Annotated in this window: 11 protein-coding genes and 3 tRNA genes; 5 read left to right on the forward strand and 9 right to left on the reverse strand. The window is 66.1% G+C overall.

The window, feature by feature from the left end:
* Window positions 1-42: 42 nt before the first annotated feature.
* On the reverse strand, window positions 43-966 hold the full coding sequence (gene tsf / locus ABL838_RS16695) for a translation elongation factor Ts (protein ID WP_418116585.1): 924 nt from the start codon (window positions 964-966) through the stop codon (window positions 43-45).
* 80 nt (window positions 967-1046) lie between these two features.
* Window positions 1047-1799 carry a 30S ribosomal protein S2 gene (rpsB, locus tag ABL838_RS16700; protein WP_126024014.1) on the reverse strand — a complete coding sequence of 251 codons (753 nt, stop codon included), beginning with the start codon at window positions 1797-1799 and terminating at the stop codon, window positions 1047-1049.
* A gap of 206 nt (window positions 1800-2005) precedes the next feature.
* On the opposite strand from rpsB, the gene ABL838_RS16705 reads away from it, so the two are divergent.
* Both ABL838_RS16705 and ABL838_RS16710 read left to right on the forward strand, forming a co-directional pair.
* Window positions 2006-3328, forward strand: coding sequence for an amidase (locus ABL838_RS16705; protein WP_418121209.1), 1323 nt, complete (start codon window positions 2006-2008; stop codon window positions 3326-3328).
* Window positions 3329-3384: 56 nt separating this feature from the next.
* Window positions 3385-4638, forward strand: a complete 1254-nt coding sequence (locus ABL838_RS16710; RefSeq protein ID WP_418121210.1) for a D-amino acid dehydrogenase — start codon at window positions 3385-3387, stop codon at window positions 4636-4638.
* Here ABL838_RS16710 and ABL838_RS16715 read toward each other — a convergent pair.
* Window positions 4628-5056, reverse strand: a complete 429-nt coding sequence (locus tag ABL838_RS16715) for a hypothetical protein (protein ID WP_418121211.1) — start codon at window positions 5054-5056, stop codon at window positions 4628-4630. The genes ABL838_RS16710 and ABL838_RS16715 overlap by 11 nt on opposite strands.
* A 54-nt stretch (window positions 5057-5110) precedes the next feature.
* On the opposite strand from ABL838_RS16715, the gene ABL838_RS16720 reads away from it, so the two are divergent.
* Window positions 5111-6571, forward strand: a complete 1461-nt coding sequence (locus ABL838_RS16720) for an NAD(P)H-hydrate dehydratase (protein WP_418121212.1) — start codon at window positions 5111-5113, stop codon at window positions 6569-6571.
* A 6-nt stretch (window positions 6572-6577) separates the two neighbouring features.
* Here ABL838_RS16720 and ABL838_RS16725 read toward each other — a convergent pair whose 3' ends face one another.
* A complete protein-coding gene (locus ABL838_RS16725; RefSeq protein WP_126024007.1) occupies window positions 6578-7342 on the reverse strand; it encodes an SDR family oxidoreductase in 765 nt (254 codons plus the stop codon).
* Between the two features lie 57 nt (window positions 7343-7399).
* Window positions 7400-9670 (reverse strand): ribonuclease R, encoded by a 2271-nt coding sequence (gene rnr, locus ABL838_RS16730; protein WP_418125876.1) that lies wholly within the window; start codon window positions 9668-9670, stop codon window positions 7400-7402.
* 81 nt (window positions 9671-9751) lie between these two features.
* On the opposite strand from rnr, the gene ABL838_RS16735 reads away from it, so the two are divergent.
* Together ABL838_RS16735 and ABL838_RS16740 are read left to right on the forward strand one after the other, a co-directional pair.
* A tRNA-Leu gene (locus ABL838_RS16735) sits at window positions 9752-9836 on the forward strand.
* Window positions 9837-10045: 209 nt separating this feature from the next.
* Window positions 10046-10130, forward strand: a tRNA-Leu gene (locus ABL838_RS16740).
* 81 nt (window positions 10131-10211) lie between these two features.
* Here the strand turns inward: ABL838_RS16740 and rimO are convergent.
* From rimO to ABL838_RS16760, 4 genes are all read right to left on the reverse strand, one after another.
* The gene (rimO, locus tag ABL838_RS16745) at window positions 10212-11618 is read right to left on the reverse strand and encodes a 30S ribosomal protein S12 methylthiotransferase RimO (protein ID WP_126024005.1); all 1407 of its coding nucleotides are present in this window, start codon (window positions 11616-11618) and stop codon (window positions 10212-10214) included.
* A gap of 66 nt (window positions 11619-11684) precedes the next feature.
* Window positions 11685-12245: a polyhydroxyalkanoate synthesis repressor PhaR gene (phaR, locus tag ABL838_RS16750; protein WP_019652414.1), complete on the reverse strand. Its 561-nt coding sequence runs from the start codon at window positions 12243-12245 to the stop codon at window positions 11685-11687.
* A gap of 74 nt (window positions 12246-12319) precedes the next feature.
* Entirely contained in the window at window positions 12320-12688 is a 369-nt protein-coding gene (locus tag ABL838_RS16755; protein WP_126024001.1) for a hypothetical protein, read from the reverse strand.
* Window positions 12689-12856: 168 nt separating this feature from the next.
* Window positions 12857-12933: transfer RNA gene (locus ABL838_RS16760), tRNA-Val, on the reverse strand.
* Window positions 12934-12976: the final 43 nt, after the last annotated feature.

Raw genomic sequence — 12976 nt, forward strand, 5'->3', positions numbered from 1 at the left:
CGACGGTGCGCGCGAACGCACCGTCGCTGGAGCCGTAAAGGCTTAAGCGGCAGCCTTGGCTGCGGCGACTTGGGCTGCGACTTCAGCGGCGAAGTCGTCAACTTTCTTCTCAATGCCTTCGCCGACCACGTACAGGGTGAAGCCCTTGATCGTGGTGTTGACGGCCTTGAGCATCTGCTCGACGGTCTGCTTGTCGTTCTTCACGAAGGGCTGGTTGTGCAGCGAAACTTCCTTGAGGAACTTCTGCACGCCGCCTTCGATGCGCTTGGCGACGATGTCGGCCGGCTGGGGCTTCTTGCCTTCGGCTTCGGCCGTCTTGCGGTCTTCCTCGGCCTTGCCGGCGGCAACTGCGCGTTCCTTCTCGATCAGCTCGGCGGGTACGTCCGAAGCGGCAACCGACACGGGCTTCATGGCGGCAATGTGCATCGCGACGTCCTTGGCAGCGGTGTCGTCGCCCTCGAACTCCACCATCACGCCGATGCGCGTGCCGTGCAGGTAGGAGGCCAGCTTGCCGTTGCCGGCGAAGCGCTTGAAGCGGCGGAACGTCATGTTCTCGCCGATCTTGCCGATCAGGCCCTTGCGCACGTCCTCGAGCGTGGGGCCGAAGCCGTCCTGCTCGTAGGCCAGGGCGCCCAGCGCGGCGATGTCGGCGGGGTTCTTCTCGGCGACCAGCTTGGCGGCGGCATTGACCAGGGCCAGGAAGCTGTCGTTCTTCGAGACGAAGTCGGTTTCGCAGTTGACTTCGATCATCGCGCCGGCGTCACCGCCAACGTATGCGGCCACCACGCCTTCGGCGGTGATGCGGCTCGAGGCCTTGCCAGCCTTGTTACCGAGCTTGATGCGCAGCAGCTCTTCGGCCTTTTCCATGTTGCCGTCGGCCTCGGTCAGGGCCTTCTTGCATTCCATCATCGGCGCGTCGGTCTTTGCGCGCAGTTCGCCCACCATGCTTGCGGTGATTGCAGCCATTTCGTATCTCCGTGAATTCAAAAATCAGGTTAAAAAAAAGGGGCACCAAAGCCCCTTCTTCAGGCTCGCGGGCGCGCCAATCAGGCCGAGGCGCCCTCTTCGACTTCGACGAATTCGTCATTGCCTTCGGCGATGGCCTTGACCACGTCGCCGGTGGCGCTGTTGCGGCCTTCGATGATCGCATCGGCGATGCCGCGGGCATACAGCGTGACAGCCTTCGACGAGTCGTCGTTGCCGGGGATCACGTAGTCGATGCCTTCGGGCGAGTGGTTGGAGTCCACCACGCCGATCAGCGGAATGCCGAGCTTCTTGGCTTCGGCCACGGCGATCTTGTGGAAGCCCACGTCGATCACGAAGATGGCGTCGGGCAAAGCGGTCATGTCCTGGATGCCGCCGATGTCCTTCTCGAGCTTCTCGATTTCGCGCGTGAAGGTCAGCTGCTCCTTCTTGCTCAGGCTGTCGAGGCCGGCTTCCTGCTGAGCCTTCATGTCCTTCAGACGCTTGATCGAGGTCTTGACGGTCTTGAAGTTGGTCAGCATGCCGCCGAGCCAGCGGGTGTCGACGAAGGGCACGCCGGCGCGGCGGGCTTCCGCCGCCACGATCTCACGGGCCTGGCGCTTCGTGCCGACCATCAGGATCGTGCCGCGGTTGGCGGTGAGTTGCTTGGCGTACTTCATCGCCTCCTGGAACATCGGGAGCGACTTTTCCAGGTTGATGATGTGGATCTTGTTGCGATGGCCGAAGATGTACGGAGCCATCTTGGGGTTCCAGAAGCGGGTTTGGTGACCGAAATGGACGCCTGCTTCCAGCATTTCGCGCATGGTGGTGGACATTGAAATTACTCCAAAGGTTGGGTCTAAAATCCAGCCCGTTTTGCGCTCTTTGAATCGAGTCACAACACCTTGATTGGGCCGGTTTGCGGATGTGTCTGGCTGGATGCAACGGGAGCCGTTGCCCGACCAGCGAAACCCAAAGAGTATAGCACGGCCGTCGCCCCTCCCTCTGAACCCGAGCCGCCCCGGCGGCACCCGCAGCTTCCATGAACGACCTTCACGCCACCCGTCTCGACCTTCTGGCAGGTGGCACCGATGCACGCACCGAAATGGAGCGCGCCATCGACATCTCCAGGTCCGCGGTCTGCCAGCACGTCTTCACCCGCACGATGTTCGACGAGGCCCTGCAGTCCGCCTCCACGTCGGACCCGGCCAGCCGCCTGGCCGGCCTCGCCTTCACCGCCAAAGACCTTTTCGACGTCGAGGGTCAGGCCACGCCCGCCGGCTCCGCCGTCCTGGCGCACGCCCCGGCCGCCAAGGCCGACTCCCCCGCCGTGGCCCGGCTGCGCGCCGCCGGCGGCGTACTGACCGGCCGGACCAACATGACGGAATTCGCCTTTTCAGGCGTTGGCGTCAATCCGCATCATGGAACGCCAGCCAACGCCAGCGACCCCGCGGTACCGCGCATCCCGGGCGGTTCGTCTTCCGGCGCAGCGGTTTCGGTCGCCAGCGGCGCCGCCTTCATCGGCCTGGGCTCCGACACCGGCGGCTCGATCCGCATTCCGGCAGCGCTCAACGGCATCGTCGGCTTCAAGAATACGGCCCGGCTGACGCCCACCGCCGGCGCGCTGCCGCTCTCGACCACCCTTGATACCGCCTGCGCCATGACCCGCTCGGTGCGCGACGCCATCACCGCGCACGAGATCCTCGCCGCCCGTCGCGTGACCGCCGGCAACGCCCCGCTCGCCGCCTACAGGCTCGCCGTGGTGAAGAACGTGTTCTTCGACGGCATCGAGCCCGCCGTGGCCAACGCCTTCGAACGCTCGCTGAAGACGCTTCGCGCCGCTGGCGCCCGCATCGTCGAAATCGACCTGCCCCAGCTCGCCGAGCTGGGCGCCATCAACGCCACCGGCGGCTTCTCGGCCGCCGAGTCGTACGCCTGGCACCGCCTGCTGCTGGAACGCAGCGGCGCGGGCTACGACCCGCGCGTGGCCCAGCGCATCCTGCGCGGCGCCACGATGAAGGCGCACGAGTACATCGACCTGATCAACGCCCGCCGCGACTGGATCGCCCGCGTCGAAGCCGTGCTCGCGCCCTTCGACGCCGTGCTGTCGCCGACGGTGCCGATCACCGCGCCGTCCATCGCCAGCGTGGCGCCGGGCGCGGAGCGCGACGAAGAATTCTTCCGCGTCAATGCGCTGCTCCTGCGCAATCCGTCGATCGTCAACATGCTCGACGGCTGCGCCATCTCGCTGCCCTGCCAGGCTCCAGGCGAACTGCCGGTGGGCCTGATGCTGTGGCACGCGGCGCTGCGCGACGACGCCGTGCTCGCGGTGGCGCTCCAGACCGAGCGCGCGCTGCAAGAATAACGGCCGACGGCGCCCGTCCCGCGGGCGTCAGCCATCTCTCTCATCCTGAACACTCAATGAAAATCGCGATCGTGGGCGCCGGCATCATCGGCGTCACCACCGCCTGGGAACTGGTTTCCGACGGCCATGAAGTGACCGTCTTCGAGCGCCGCGGCGCCGCCGCCGAGGAAGCCAGCTTCGCCAACGCCGGCGTGGTCGCTCCCGGATACGTCACGCCGTGGGCCGGCCCCGGCATGCGCGGCAAGGTGCTGCGCTCCCTGCTCTCCTCTCACGGTGCCATCAAGCTGCGCTGGCCCCTGGGCTCGCGCGACCTCGGCTGGCTCTCCCGCTGGCAGAAGGCCTGCAAGCTCGACACCTACCTGGCCAACCGCGCCCGCATGCAGCGCCTGGCCTTCTACAGCCGCAACCGGCTGCACGAAGTGACCGAGTCGCGCGAACTCAGCTATGAGCGCAGCGACGGTTATCTCGTGCTGCTTCGCTCCAAGCGCGAGAAGAAGCTGGTGCAGCCCGGGCTCGACGTGCTGCGCGCGGCTGGCAGCGTCTTCAAGGAAGTCGACGCCGACGAAGCGCGGCTCATCGAACCCGCCCTGAACCCCGACACCCCGCTGGCAGGCGCCATCCACCTGCCCGAGGACGAAGTGGCCAACTGCCGCCAGTTCGCGCTGCTGCTCAAGTGGGAGGCCGAGTCGTTCGGTGCGCAGTTCCATTTCAACTGCGACATCGCGCCGCTGAGCCGCGCGGCCCCCACCTCGCTGTCGCTGGCGAGCGGCTCCGACCCGGTGCGCTACGACGCCGTCGTGGTCTGCGCCGGACTGGAATCGGCCTCGCTGCTGCGGCCGCTGGGCCTGCGCATTCCGATGGCGCCGGTCTACGGCCATTCCGTGAGCGCGCCGATCCGCGAGCCGCTCAATGCGCCCCGCAGCGCGGTGATGGACGAGCGCTTCAAGGTCGCCATCTCCCGGCTGGGCCAACGCGTGCGCGTGGCCGGCAGCGCCGAAATCGGCGGCTCGCTGGACACGATGAACCCAGCCGCGGTGCAGACGCTCTACAAGGTGCTGCACGACTGGTTTCCGGGCGCCGCCACGCTGCAGTCCGGCATCCAGCAATGGAAAGGCGCGCGGCCGATGCTGCCCGACGGCCCGCCGGTGCTGGGCGCGAGCGGCATTCCGGGCGTGTGGCTCAACCTCGGGCATGGGTCGAGCGGCTGGGCGCTCTCGTGTGGCAGCGCGCGCGTGCTGGGCGACCTGATCGCCGGACGCGAGCCGGACATCGACCTCGAAGGGCTCGGGGTCGAACGGCTCAGTCTTTAGGGCCCCACCGGCGCAAGGCTTCGGGGCTTGCGGGCTTCTCGACGGGAAGCCCCGGCTCGGGCGGAGGCCGCAGCCTTCCAACGCCCCAGGCCAGCAAGCCGGGGCAGATCAACGCGAAGAAGATCAGGCACAGCACACCGGCGCCCAGCAGCGCCAGCCGCGTCAGGCCGGAGGCACCCTCGGCCGGCAGGTCGAACCAGCGGATCACGCTGATGCCGAAACCGACATTGGCGGCCCAGGCCACATCTCGCAGAGGCACCCATCGCCTGAACTCCGCCAGCAGGAAGACGCCCCACACGAGGCACAACACGCCCAGCACCCACCCGAATCCCGCGATCCACGCCATCGTCGCGGCCACGAACGAAACAAGCGCCGCGAGAAGCAGGACAAGCAGCCAGCCGACGCCTTTGAAGTTCATCCCCCGGATGATAGGGAGGCAAGCAGCGAGCCGGGCCAACGGCACAATGCGCCGATGCAACGCATCACCTCCGCCACTGCTGCCGACCTGTTCGACATCGCCGCCACGCGCCGCATCGAGCAGGCAGCGTCGGCCGCCCTGCCCGCCCACACGCTGATGCGACGCGCAGGCCTTGCGGTGGCGAAGCTCGCGATGGCAATCGCGCCGCACGCGCGCACGATATGGGTGGCTTGCGGGCCGGGCAACAACGGTGGCGACGGGTTCGAGGCTGCCGCCCAGTTGCGGCACCGGGGCTTCTTTCCGGTGGTCACGTCCATCGGCGATGAAGGCATGCTGCCGCCGGACGCCAAGGCATCGCTGCAACGAGCGCGCGATGCGGGCGTCACCTTCGCATCGACGCCCCCTTCGGACTACGAACTGGCGATCGACGCATTGCTCGGCATCGGCTCGACGCGGCCACCCGAAGGCGCGATGGCCGACTGGCTGGAGAAGATGCACGCCAGCGGCCAGCCCGTGCTGTGCGTCGACGTGCCATCGGGCCTGAACGCGGATACCGGCACGCTGGCCCAAGGCGTCAGCCCTGCGCAGGCGTCGACTCGCACCTGCATCACCTTCCTCACGCTGAAGCCCGGCCTGTTCACCGCGCAGGGCCGAGACGCCGCGGGCACCGTCTGGTTCGACGACCTGGGGTGCGGCGCCTTCAAGGACCAGCCCACGGCACGGATCGCAGGAGCACCCGAAGCGCAGCCGCGCAACCACGCCTCGCACAAGGGCAGCTATGGCGACGTCGCGGTGATCGGCGGGGCCGCCGGCATGGCTGGCGCTGCCTTGCTGGCTGGCTCAGCGGCGCTGCACGCGGGCGCGGGGCGCGTATTCGTCGGCTTGCTCGATCCGAGCGCGGCGCCTGTCGACACCGCGCAACCCGAGCTGATGCTGCGCGACGCCCAAACGCTCGATCTCTCGAACATGACGGCAGTCTGCGGGTGCGGCGGAGGAGAAGCCGTGAACGAACTGTTGCCGCGCGTGCTTTCGACGGCGGCCGCCCTGGTGCTCGATGCCGATGCGCTCAACGCCATCGCTGCCGACGGCGCGCTGCAAGCCCAGCTGGCATCACGCGGAAAAAGCGGCTCGCCCACGGTGATCACGCCCCACCCGCTGGAGGCAGCTCGCCTGCTGGATCGATCGGTCGGTGAAGTTCAGGCCGACAGGCTGGCCGCAGCCCGCGGACTCGCCGCGCGCTTCGGCGTGGTCGCGGTACTCAAGGGATCCGGCACCGTCATCGCCAGCCCTGGCGAAGCGCCACCGATCATCAACCTGAGCGGCAACGCCCGCCTCGCAACCGCCGGAACCGGCGACGTGCTGGCCGGAATGATCGGCGCGGCGCTGGCCGCGGGCCGCCCCGCCTTCGAAGCCGCGCGCGAAGCCGTCTGGCAACACGGCCACATCGCAGACACCTGGCCGGCCGACGCAGCCCCGCTCACGGCTGGCACGCTGGCCCGCCGCGCGCCGGTCTGAAGCGCCTCAGCCGCGCCCGACGAAGGGCATCTTCGTCGCCATGATGGTGTGGAAGAGCACGTTGGCTTCCAGCGGAAGGTTCGCCATGTAGAGCACCGACTGGCCGACGATCTTCACGTCGATCAGCGGCTCGATGGCCAGTTCGCCGTTGGCCTGCGGCACGCCCTTGGCCATGCGCGCCGCCAGCTCGGTCATGGCGTTGCCCACGTCCACCTGCCCCACGGCGATGTCGTACTTGCGGCCATCGAGGGACGCCGTCTTGGTGAGTCCCTCGACCGCGTGCTTCGTCGCGGTGTACGCAGCCGAGTTCGGACGCGGCGCCGTGGCCGAAATGGAGCCGTTGTTGATGATGCGCCCGCCCATCGGCTTCTGCGCCTTCATCGTGCGGAAGGCCTGCTGGATGCAGAAGAACATGCCTGTCAGGTTGATGTCGACCACGCCCTGCCACTGCTCGGGCGTCCAGTCCTCGAACGGGCCCGGCGGGTTGCCGACGCCAGCGTTGTTGAACAGCAGGTCGACGCGGCCGAAGCGCTCGACGGTGGCAGCGAACAGGGCTTGCACCGAGGCCGCGTTCGATACGTCGGTAGGCACCGCGAAGGCGCGCGCGCCGGCGCCCGACTCTTCCGCCACCTGCTCCAGCGGCTCCAGGCGGCGGCCCGCCAGTGCCACGCTCCAGCCGTCGCCCAGCAGCGCCAGCGCGGCGGCGCGGCCGATGCCGGAGCCGGCACCCGTGACGATGGCGATACGGCCCTTGTTGTCTTCAGCGCTCATGCTGTCTGTCTCTTTCTTTTCGGTTGTCGATGGTTCGTTCGATGGCGTGAGGCCCGGTCAACGGCGCGGCTTGCGCCCCTTGCCCTTCATCTTGCTGGCGGCTTTCTTCACCGCCGACTTGAAGGCCTGCATCGCCGACTGCGCCCCGGCCGTGGCCGAGGCGGGCCGCTCGCCACGCGGCTCGGCCTTGCCGGCTTCCGCCTTGTTGCGCGTGCTGCGCTTGGCCGAGGCCTTCAAGGGCACGCCCGATGATGCCGCACCCTTGTCCTTCATGGCCCGCGTCGTCAGCTCCTCGCCTTCGCGCACGAGGCGGAAGTCGATCTTGCGGCCGTCCAGATCGACGCGGCTCACCTGCACCCGCACTCGCGTGCCGATGGCATAGCGGATGCCGGTGCGTTCGCCGCGCAGCTCCTGGCGCATCTCGTCGAACTTGAAGTACTCGCCGCCGAGCTCGGTGATGTGCACTAGGCCCTCGACGTACATCGCATCGAGCGTGACGAAGATGCCGAAGGTGGTGGCCGCGGTGACCACGCCGCCGTATTCCTCGCCGAGATGCTCGCGCATGTACTTGCACTTGAGCCAGGCCTCGACGTCACGGCTGGCTTCGTCGGCGCGGCGCTCGTTGGCGCTGCAGTGCAGGCCCGCGGCCTCCCACGCCATGACTTCCTTGCTGGGCGCGACGGTGGCCTTCTGCGGCTTCGCCGTGGGCGCCTTCACGCGCGAGGCGAGGCGCTTGGCCAGCTTGGCATGCGCCTCACCAGGGGTGGGCAGCATCGGCAGCTGATAGCGCGTCTTGCCGAGAATCGCCTTGATCACGCGGTGCACCAGCAGGTCCGGATAGCGCCGGATCGGACTGGTGAAGTGCGTGTAGGCCTCGTAGGCCAGGCCGAAGTGGCCGCTGTTGATCGGCGTGTAGATCGCCTGCTGCATCGAGCGCAGCAGCATGGTGTGGATCTGCTGTGCGTCGGGGCGGTCCTTGGTGGCTTCGGCGATCGCCTGGAATTCACCGGGCCTGGGGTCGTCGGTGATGCTCAGGCCGACACCCATGGCCTTCAGGTAGCCGCGCAGGATCTCCTTCTTTTCGGGCGTGGGGCCTTCGTGCACGCGGTACAGGCCCGGGTGCTTGCCCTCGGCGATGAAGTCGGCGCTGCAGACGTTGGCGGCGAGCATCGCTTCTTCGATCAGGCGGTGCGCCTCGTTGCGCGTGCGCGGCACGATCTTTTCGATGCGGCCTGCGTCGTCGCAGATGATCTGCGTCTCGGTGGTCTCGAAGTCGACGGCGCCGCGCTTGCCGCGCTGCTTGAGCAATGCCTTGTATACGTCGGCGAGGTTCAGCAGGTCCTTGACGCAGTCCTTGCGCTTCGCGGCCTCGGGCCCGCGCGTGTTGCCGAGGATGGCCGCCACCTCGGTGTACGTGAAGCGCGCGTGGCTGAACATCACGGCCGGATAGAACTGGTAGGCGTAGATCTCGCCGTCGGCGGCGACCAGCATGTCGCACACCATGCACAGGCGCTCGACCTCGGGGTTGAGCGAGCACAGGCCGTTCGAGAGCTTCTCCGGCAGCATCGGAATCACGCGGCGCGGGAAGTAGACGCTGGTGGCGCGGTCGTAGGCGTCAATGTCGATGGGCGAGCCGGTCTGCACATAGGCGCTGACGTCGGCAATGGCCACCAGCAGGCGCCAGCCCTTGCCGCGGCCCACCTTCGCGGGCTCGCAGTAGACGGCATCGTCGAAGTCGCGCGCATCTTCGCCGTCGATGGTGACGAGCGGGATGTCGGTGAGGTCGACACGGCCTTTCTTGTCGGCGGGGCGGACCTTCTCGGGCAGCGCCTTGGACGCCGCCAGGCACTCCGCGGAAAACTCATGCGGCACGCCGTACTTGCGCACGGCGATCTCGATCTCCATGCCGGGGTCGTCGATCTCGCCCAGCACTTCCTTCACACGGCCCACGGGCTGGCCGAACAGGGCCGGCGGCTCGGTGAGCTGCACGACGACGACCTGCCCCACCTTCGCGGGGCCGGTGGCGCCCTTGGGAATCAGGACGTCCTGGCCGTAGCGCTTGTCTTCCGGCGCGACGAGCCAGATGCCGCCTTCGTGCAGCAGGCGGCCGATGATGGGCTGCTCGGGGCGCTCGACGATCTCCACCACGCGCCCCTCAGGGCGGCCACGGCGGTCCTGGCGGACGATGCGCGCCTTGACGCGGTCCTTGTGCAGCACCGCGCGCATTTCGTTCGGGGGCAAATAGATGTCGGCTTCGCCATCGTCGCGCTGCACGAAGCCGTGCCCGTCGCGATGTCCTTGGACAGTTCCTTCGATTTCATCCAGCAGTCCGCTGGAAGTGACGTTATTTTTGATATGATCTCCTTCTTTCCTGAAATTCAAAACGCAGTTGCTTCTGCAACTACGTGGGCCCAGATGGCGGAATTGGTAGACGCACTAGTTTCAGGTACTAGCGAGTAACATCGTGGAGGTTCGAGTCCTCTTCTGGGCACCAAGTTTAAACAGACCTTTACCAGGTCATTCGATTCAAGCCACCGGTCTCCGGTGGCTTTTTTCATTGCCGATCGAATCCGCATCGAACGGTCGGCGCAACCGGACAGGCAAGAGCCGGACCAGCGCCAAATTTCTTGCGCGCGACCCGTTTTTTTCAGGCCGTCGCGGCAAATTGTGTATACTCGCAGTCTTTGCTGAAAAGCAGAGTCAGCCCAGATGGCGGAATTGGTAGACGCACTAGTTTCAGGTACTAGCGAGTAACATCGTGGAGGTTCGAGTCCTCTTCTGGGCACCAGATCCAAATTGACCCCCGCCAGGTCATCCGAAACAAGCCACCGGTCTCCGGTGGCTTTTTTCATGGTCGATCGGATCCGCATCAAACGGGCAGCGCGATCAGATCGTGGCCCTCTGCACCCACGATGCGCGCGCGGGTGAACTCACCTACCTTCAGCGTCTTGCTGATCTTCTCGGGCGGCAGCAGACGGACCGTGCCGTCGATCTCCGGTGCATCGGCATACGTGCGCCCCACTCCGCCCTTGCGGCCCATGGCGGGCGCCGAATCGACCAGCACCTGCATCGTCGAGCCGATGCGCCTTTGCAGCTTGGCGATCGACACAGCCTCCGCCACTTCCATGAAGCGCGCACGGCGCGCCTCGCGCTCCGCCTCGGGCAGCATGCCGGGAATGTCGTTGGCGGTGGCGCCTTCGACCGGGCTGTAGGCAAAGCAGCCGGCGCGATCGATCTCGGCCTCGCGGATGAAGTCGAGCAGATGCTCGAACTCCTGCTCCGTCTCGCCAGGGAAGCCCGCGATGAAGGTGCTGCGGATCACGAGCTCGGGACACACCTCGCGCCAACGCGCCAGCCGCTCCAGGTTCTTCTCACCACTGGCCGGGCGCTTCATGCGTTTCAGTACATCCGGGTGGCTGTGCTGCAAGGGCACATCGAGATACGGCAGCACCTGCCCGCTCGCCATCAGCGGAATGATCTCGTCCACGCTCGGATACGGGTACACGTAGTGCAGGCGAACCCACGCGCCATACGGCTCGGCGATTTCACCCAGCGTGCGCACCAGCTCGAGCATGCGCGTCTTGACCGGCTTGCCGTCCCAGAAACCGGTGCGGTACTTCACGTCGACTCCATAGGCCGAGGTGTCCTGGCTGATCACCAGCAGCTCCTTCACGCCACCTTCGAACAGGGCCTTGGCCTCGCTCAGCACATCGCCGACCGGCCGTGACACGAGGTCGCCGCGCATCGAGGGAATGATGCAGAAGGTGCAGCGATGGTTGCAGCCCTCGCTGATCTTCAGATAGGCATAGTGGCGCGGCGTCAGCTTGAGACCCGCGACGCCGAATGTGTTGGGCACGAGATCGATGAATGGGTCGTGCGGCTTCGGCAGATTGGCATGCACCGCATCCATCACCTCCTGCGTGGCATGCGGGCCGGTCACGGCAAGCACGCTCGGGTGCATCTGGCGCACCAGGTTCCCGCCCTGGTCGCCGGTCTTGGCACCAAGACAACCGGTGACGATCACGCGGCCGTTCTCGGCCAGGGCTTCGCCGATGGTGTCCAGACTTTCCTTCACGGCATCGTCGATGAAGCCGCAGGTGTTGACGATCACCAGATCGGCGCCTTCGAAGGTCTTTGCGGTCTGATAACCCTCGGCGCTCAGCTGGGTCAGGATCAATTCGGAATCGGTAAGGGCCTTGGGGCAGCCCAGGCTCACGAAACCGACCTTGGGGGCGGTCGACGTGGCCGTACGTTCGGGGGAGGCAACTTCGCTCATATGCCTCTATTGTCCCAGCTATCGGAGACGGCGGGGCAACCACCGCTTGCGGGCACCCGCTTCAGATCAGGAACGCTTGATGCCAAAGGCCCCCAGCACCTGCTCGGTGTTCTTCTGCATCTGCTCCTGCATCTGCAGGAAGACGTTCTTCGATTGCTCGACGTAGCTGCCCATCAGCCCCTGCAACATCGGCGACTGCATGGTCATGAAGCGAGCCCACATCTCGGGCGTCAGGCCTTCGGCCTTTTCGGCGAGCTGCGCCTGCACCTCGGTCATGGCCTGGATGTTCTTCTCGAGATATGGCCCCATGTAGCCCTGCATCGCCTGCCCGTAGAAACGGATGATGTTGGCCAGCACCTGTTCGGTGAACATCGGCGCGCCACCCGCCTCCTCTTCAAGGATGATCTGCAGCAGGATGCTGCGCGTGAGGTCGTCACCGGTCTTGGCATCGCGCACCACGAACTGGGCGTTCTGGATGACCAGCTGCTTCACCTCGGTCAGCGTGATGTACGTGGATGTCTCGGTGTCGTAGAGCCTTCGGTTCGGGTACTTCTTGATCACACGCTGTACCGGCTTGACCCCGGACTTCTTGCTCTGCACTGCGGACTCCTTCACATGGACGCCCATGTCGTCGGATGATTCTAGGGAGCGGTTTTGCTGCGCCGCGACAAGGTTTACCCTGACCGGAACGGGCACTTTCCTCAATCCGACGATGTCGCGTACTCCGCGCCGCAGATATGGCAGGCCGCCACCTCCGGCCGCTCTTCGTCGGCCTCGCGAAATCGCAACGGCGTCTTGTGACCGTAGACCACCCAGCAACGCGGGCAGTGCTCCTGTCCGACGGTCGGCAGATAGGCGCGAGCACGCTGCTCGGCACGCTCTTCGGTCAAAGGCATGCCCTGGCGTTGGGCGCGCACCACTTCGCGCGCAGCCATGGTGTCGGTGCGCCCGCTCGCGTAATCGTTGATGCCGTAGACAGCACGCGCAAACTCGATGGGAGCCTGCTTGAGCAATGCGGCCAGGCGCTTGTCGGCATGAGCCCGATCAACCAGTGTTGATCGCGTATTCATCGGATCGCTTATCAAGAAAAATGGAATGTAGTTGCAGAGCGACCAAGGTAGCACAAGAACGTGGCCAAGGCTTTTGCCTGCATCACTACAAGGGACGATATACACACCGGAGAACCCGGTGCATGATCTGTTCGACTGATCCGGTGGTTGGCCGGGCGAAACAGAAATTGGTAGGCGCGATTGGACTCGAACCAACGACCCCCACCATGTCAAGGTGGTGCTCTAACCAGCTGAGCTACGCGCCTAAGGATGTGTCCGAGAAGCAGTTATTGTAGCAGGAGAAATCGC

This window comes from Variovorax sp. 160MFSha2.1, from assembly GCF_048305075.1.
Taxonomy (GTDB): Bacteria; Pseudomonadota; Gammaproteobacteria; order Burkholderiales; family Burkholderiaceae_C; genus Variovorax; species Variovorax guangxiensis.

What these genes read in the sequence shown, in the direction of transcription:
- rimO (WP_126024005.1), bottom strand. Translation starts at nt 11,618, where the DNA reads ATGAGCGAAGTTGCCTCCCCCGAACGTACGGCCACGTCGACCGCCCCC.
- ABL838_RS16715 (WP_418121211.1), bottom strand. Translation starts at nt 5,056, where the DNA reads ATGAACTTCAAAGGCGTCGGCTGGCTGCTTGTCCTGCTTCTCGCGGCG.
- ABL838_RS16755 (WP_126024001.1), bottom strand. Translation starts at nt 12,688, where the DNA reads ATGAATACGCGATCAACACTGGTTGATCGGGCTCATGCCGACAAGCGC.
- ABL838_RS16705 (WP_418121209.1), top strand. Translation starts at nt 2,006, where the DNA reads ATGAACGACCTTCACGCCACCCGTCTCGACCTTCTGGCAGGTGGCACC.
- ABL838_RS16710 (WP_418121210.1), top strand. Translation starts at nt 3,385, where the DNA reads ATGAAAATCGCGATCGTGGGCGCCGGCATCATCGGCGTCACCACCGCC.
- tsf (WP_418116585.1), bottom strand. Translation starts at nt 966, where the DNA reads ATGGCTGCAATCACCGCAAGCATGGTGGGCGAACTGCGCGCAAAGACC.
- rpsB (WP_126024014.1), bottom strand. Translation starts at nt 1,799, where the DNA reads ATGTCCACCACCATGCGCGAAATGCTGGAAGCAGGCGTCCATTTCGGT.
- phaR (WP_019652414.1), bottom strand. Translation starts at nt 12,245, where the DNA reads ATGGGCGTCCATGTGAAGGAGTCCGCAGTGCAGAGCAAGAAGTCCGGG.
- ABL838_RS16725 (WP_126024007.1), bottom strand. Translation starts at nt 7,342, where the DNA reads ATGAGCGCTGAAGACAACAAGGGCCGTATCGCCATCGTCACGGGTGCC.
- ABL838_RS16720 (WP_418121212.1), top strand. Translation starts at nt 5,111, where the DNA reads ATGCAACGCATCACCTCCGCCACTGCTGCCGACCTGTTCGACATCGCC.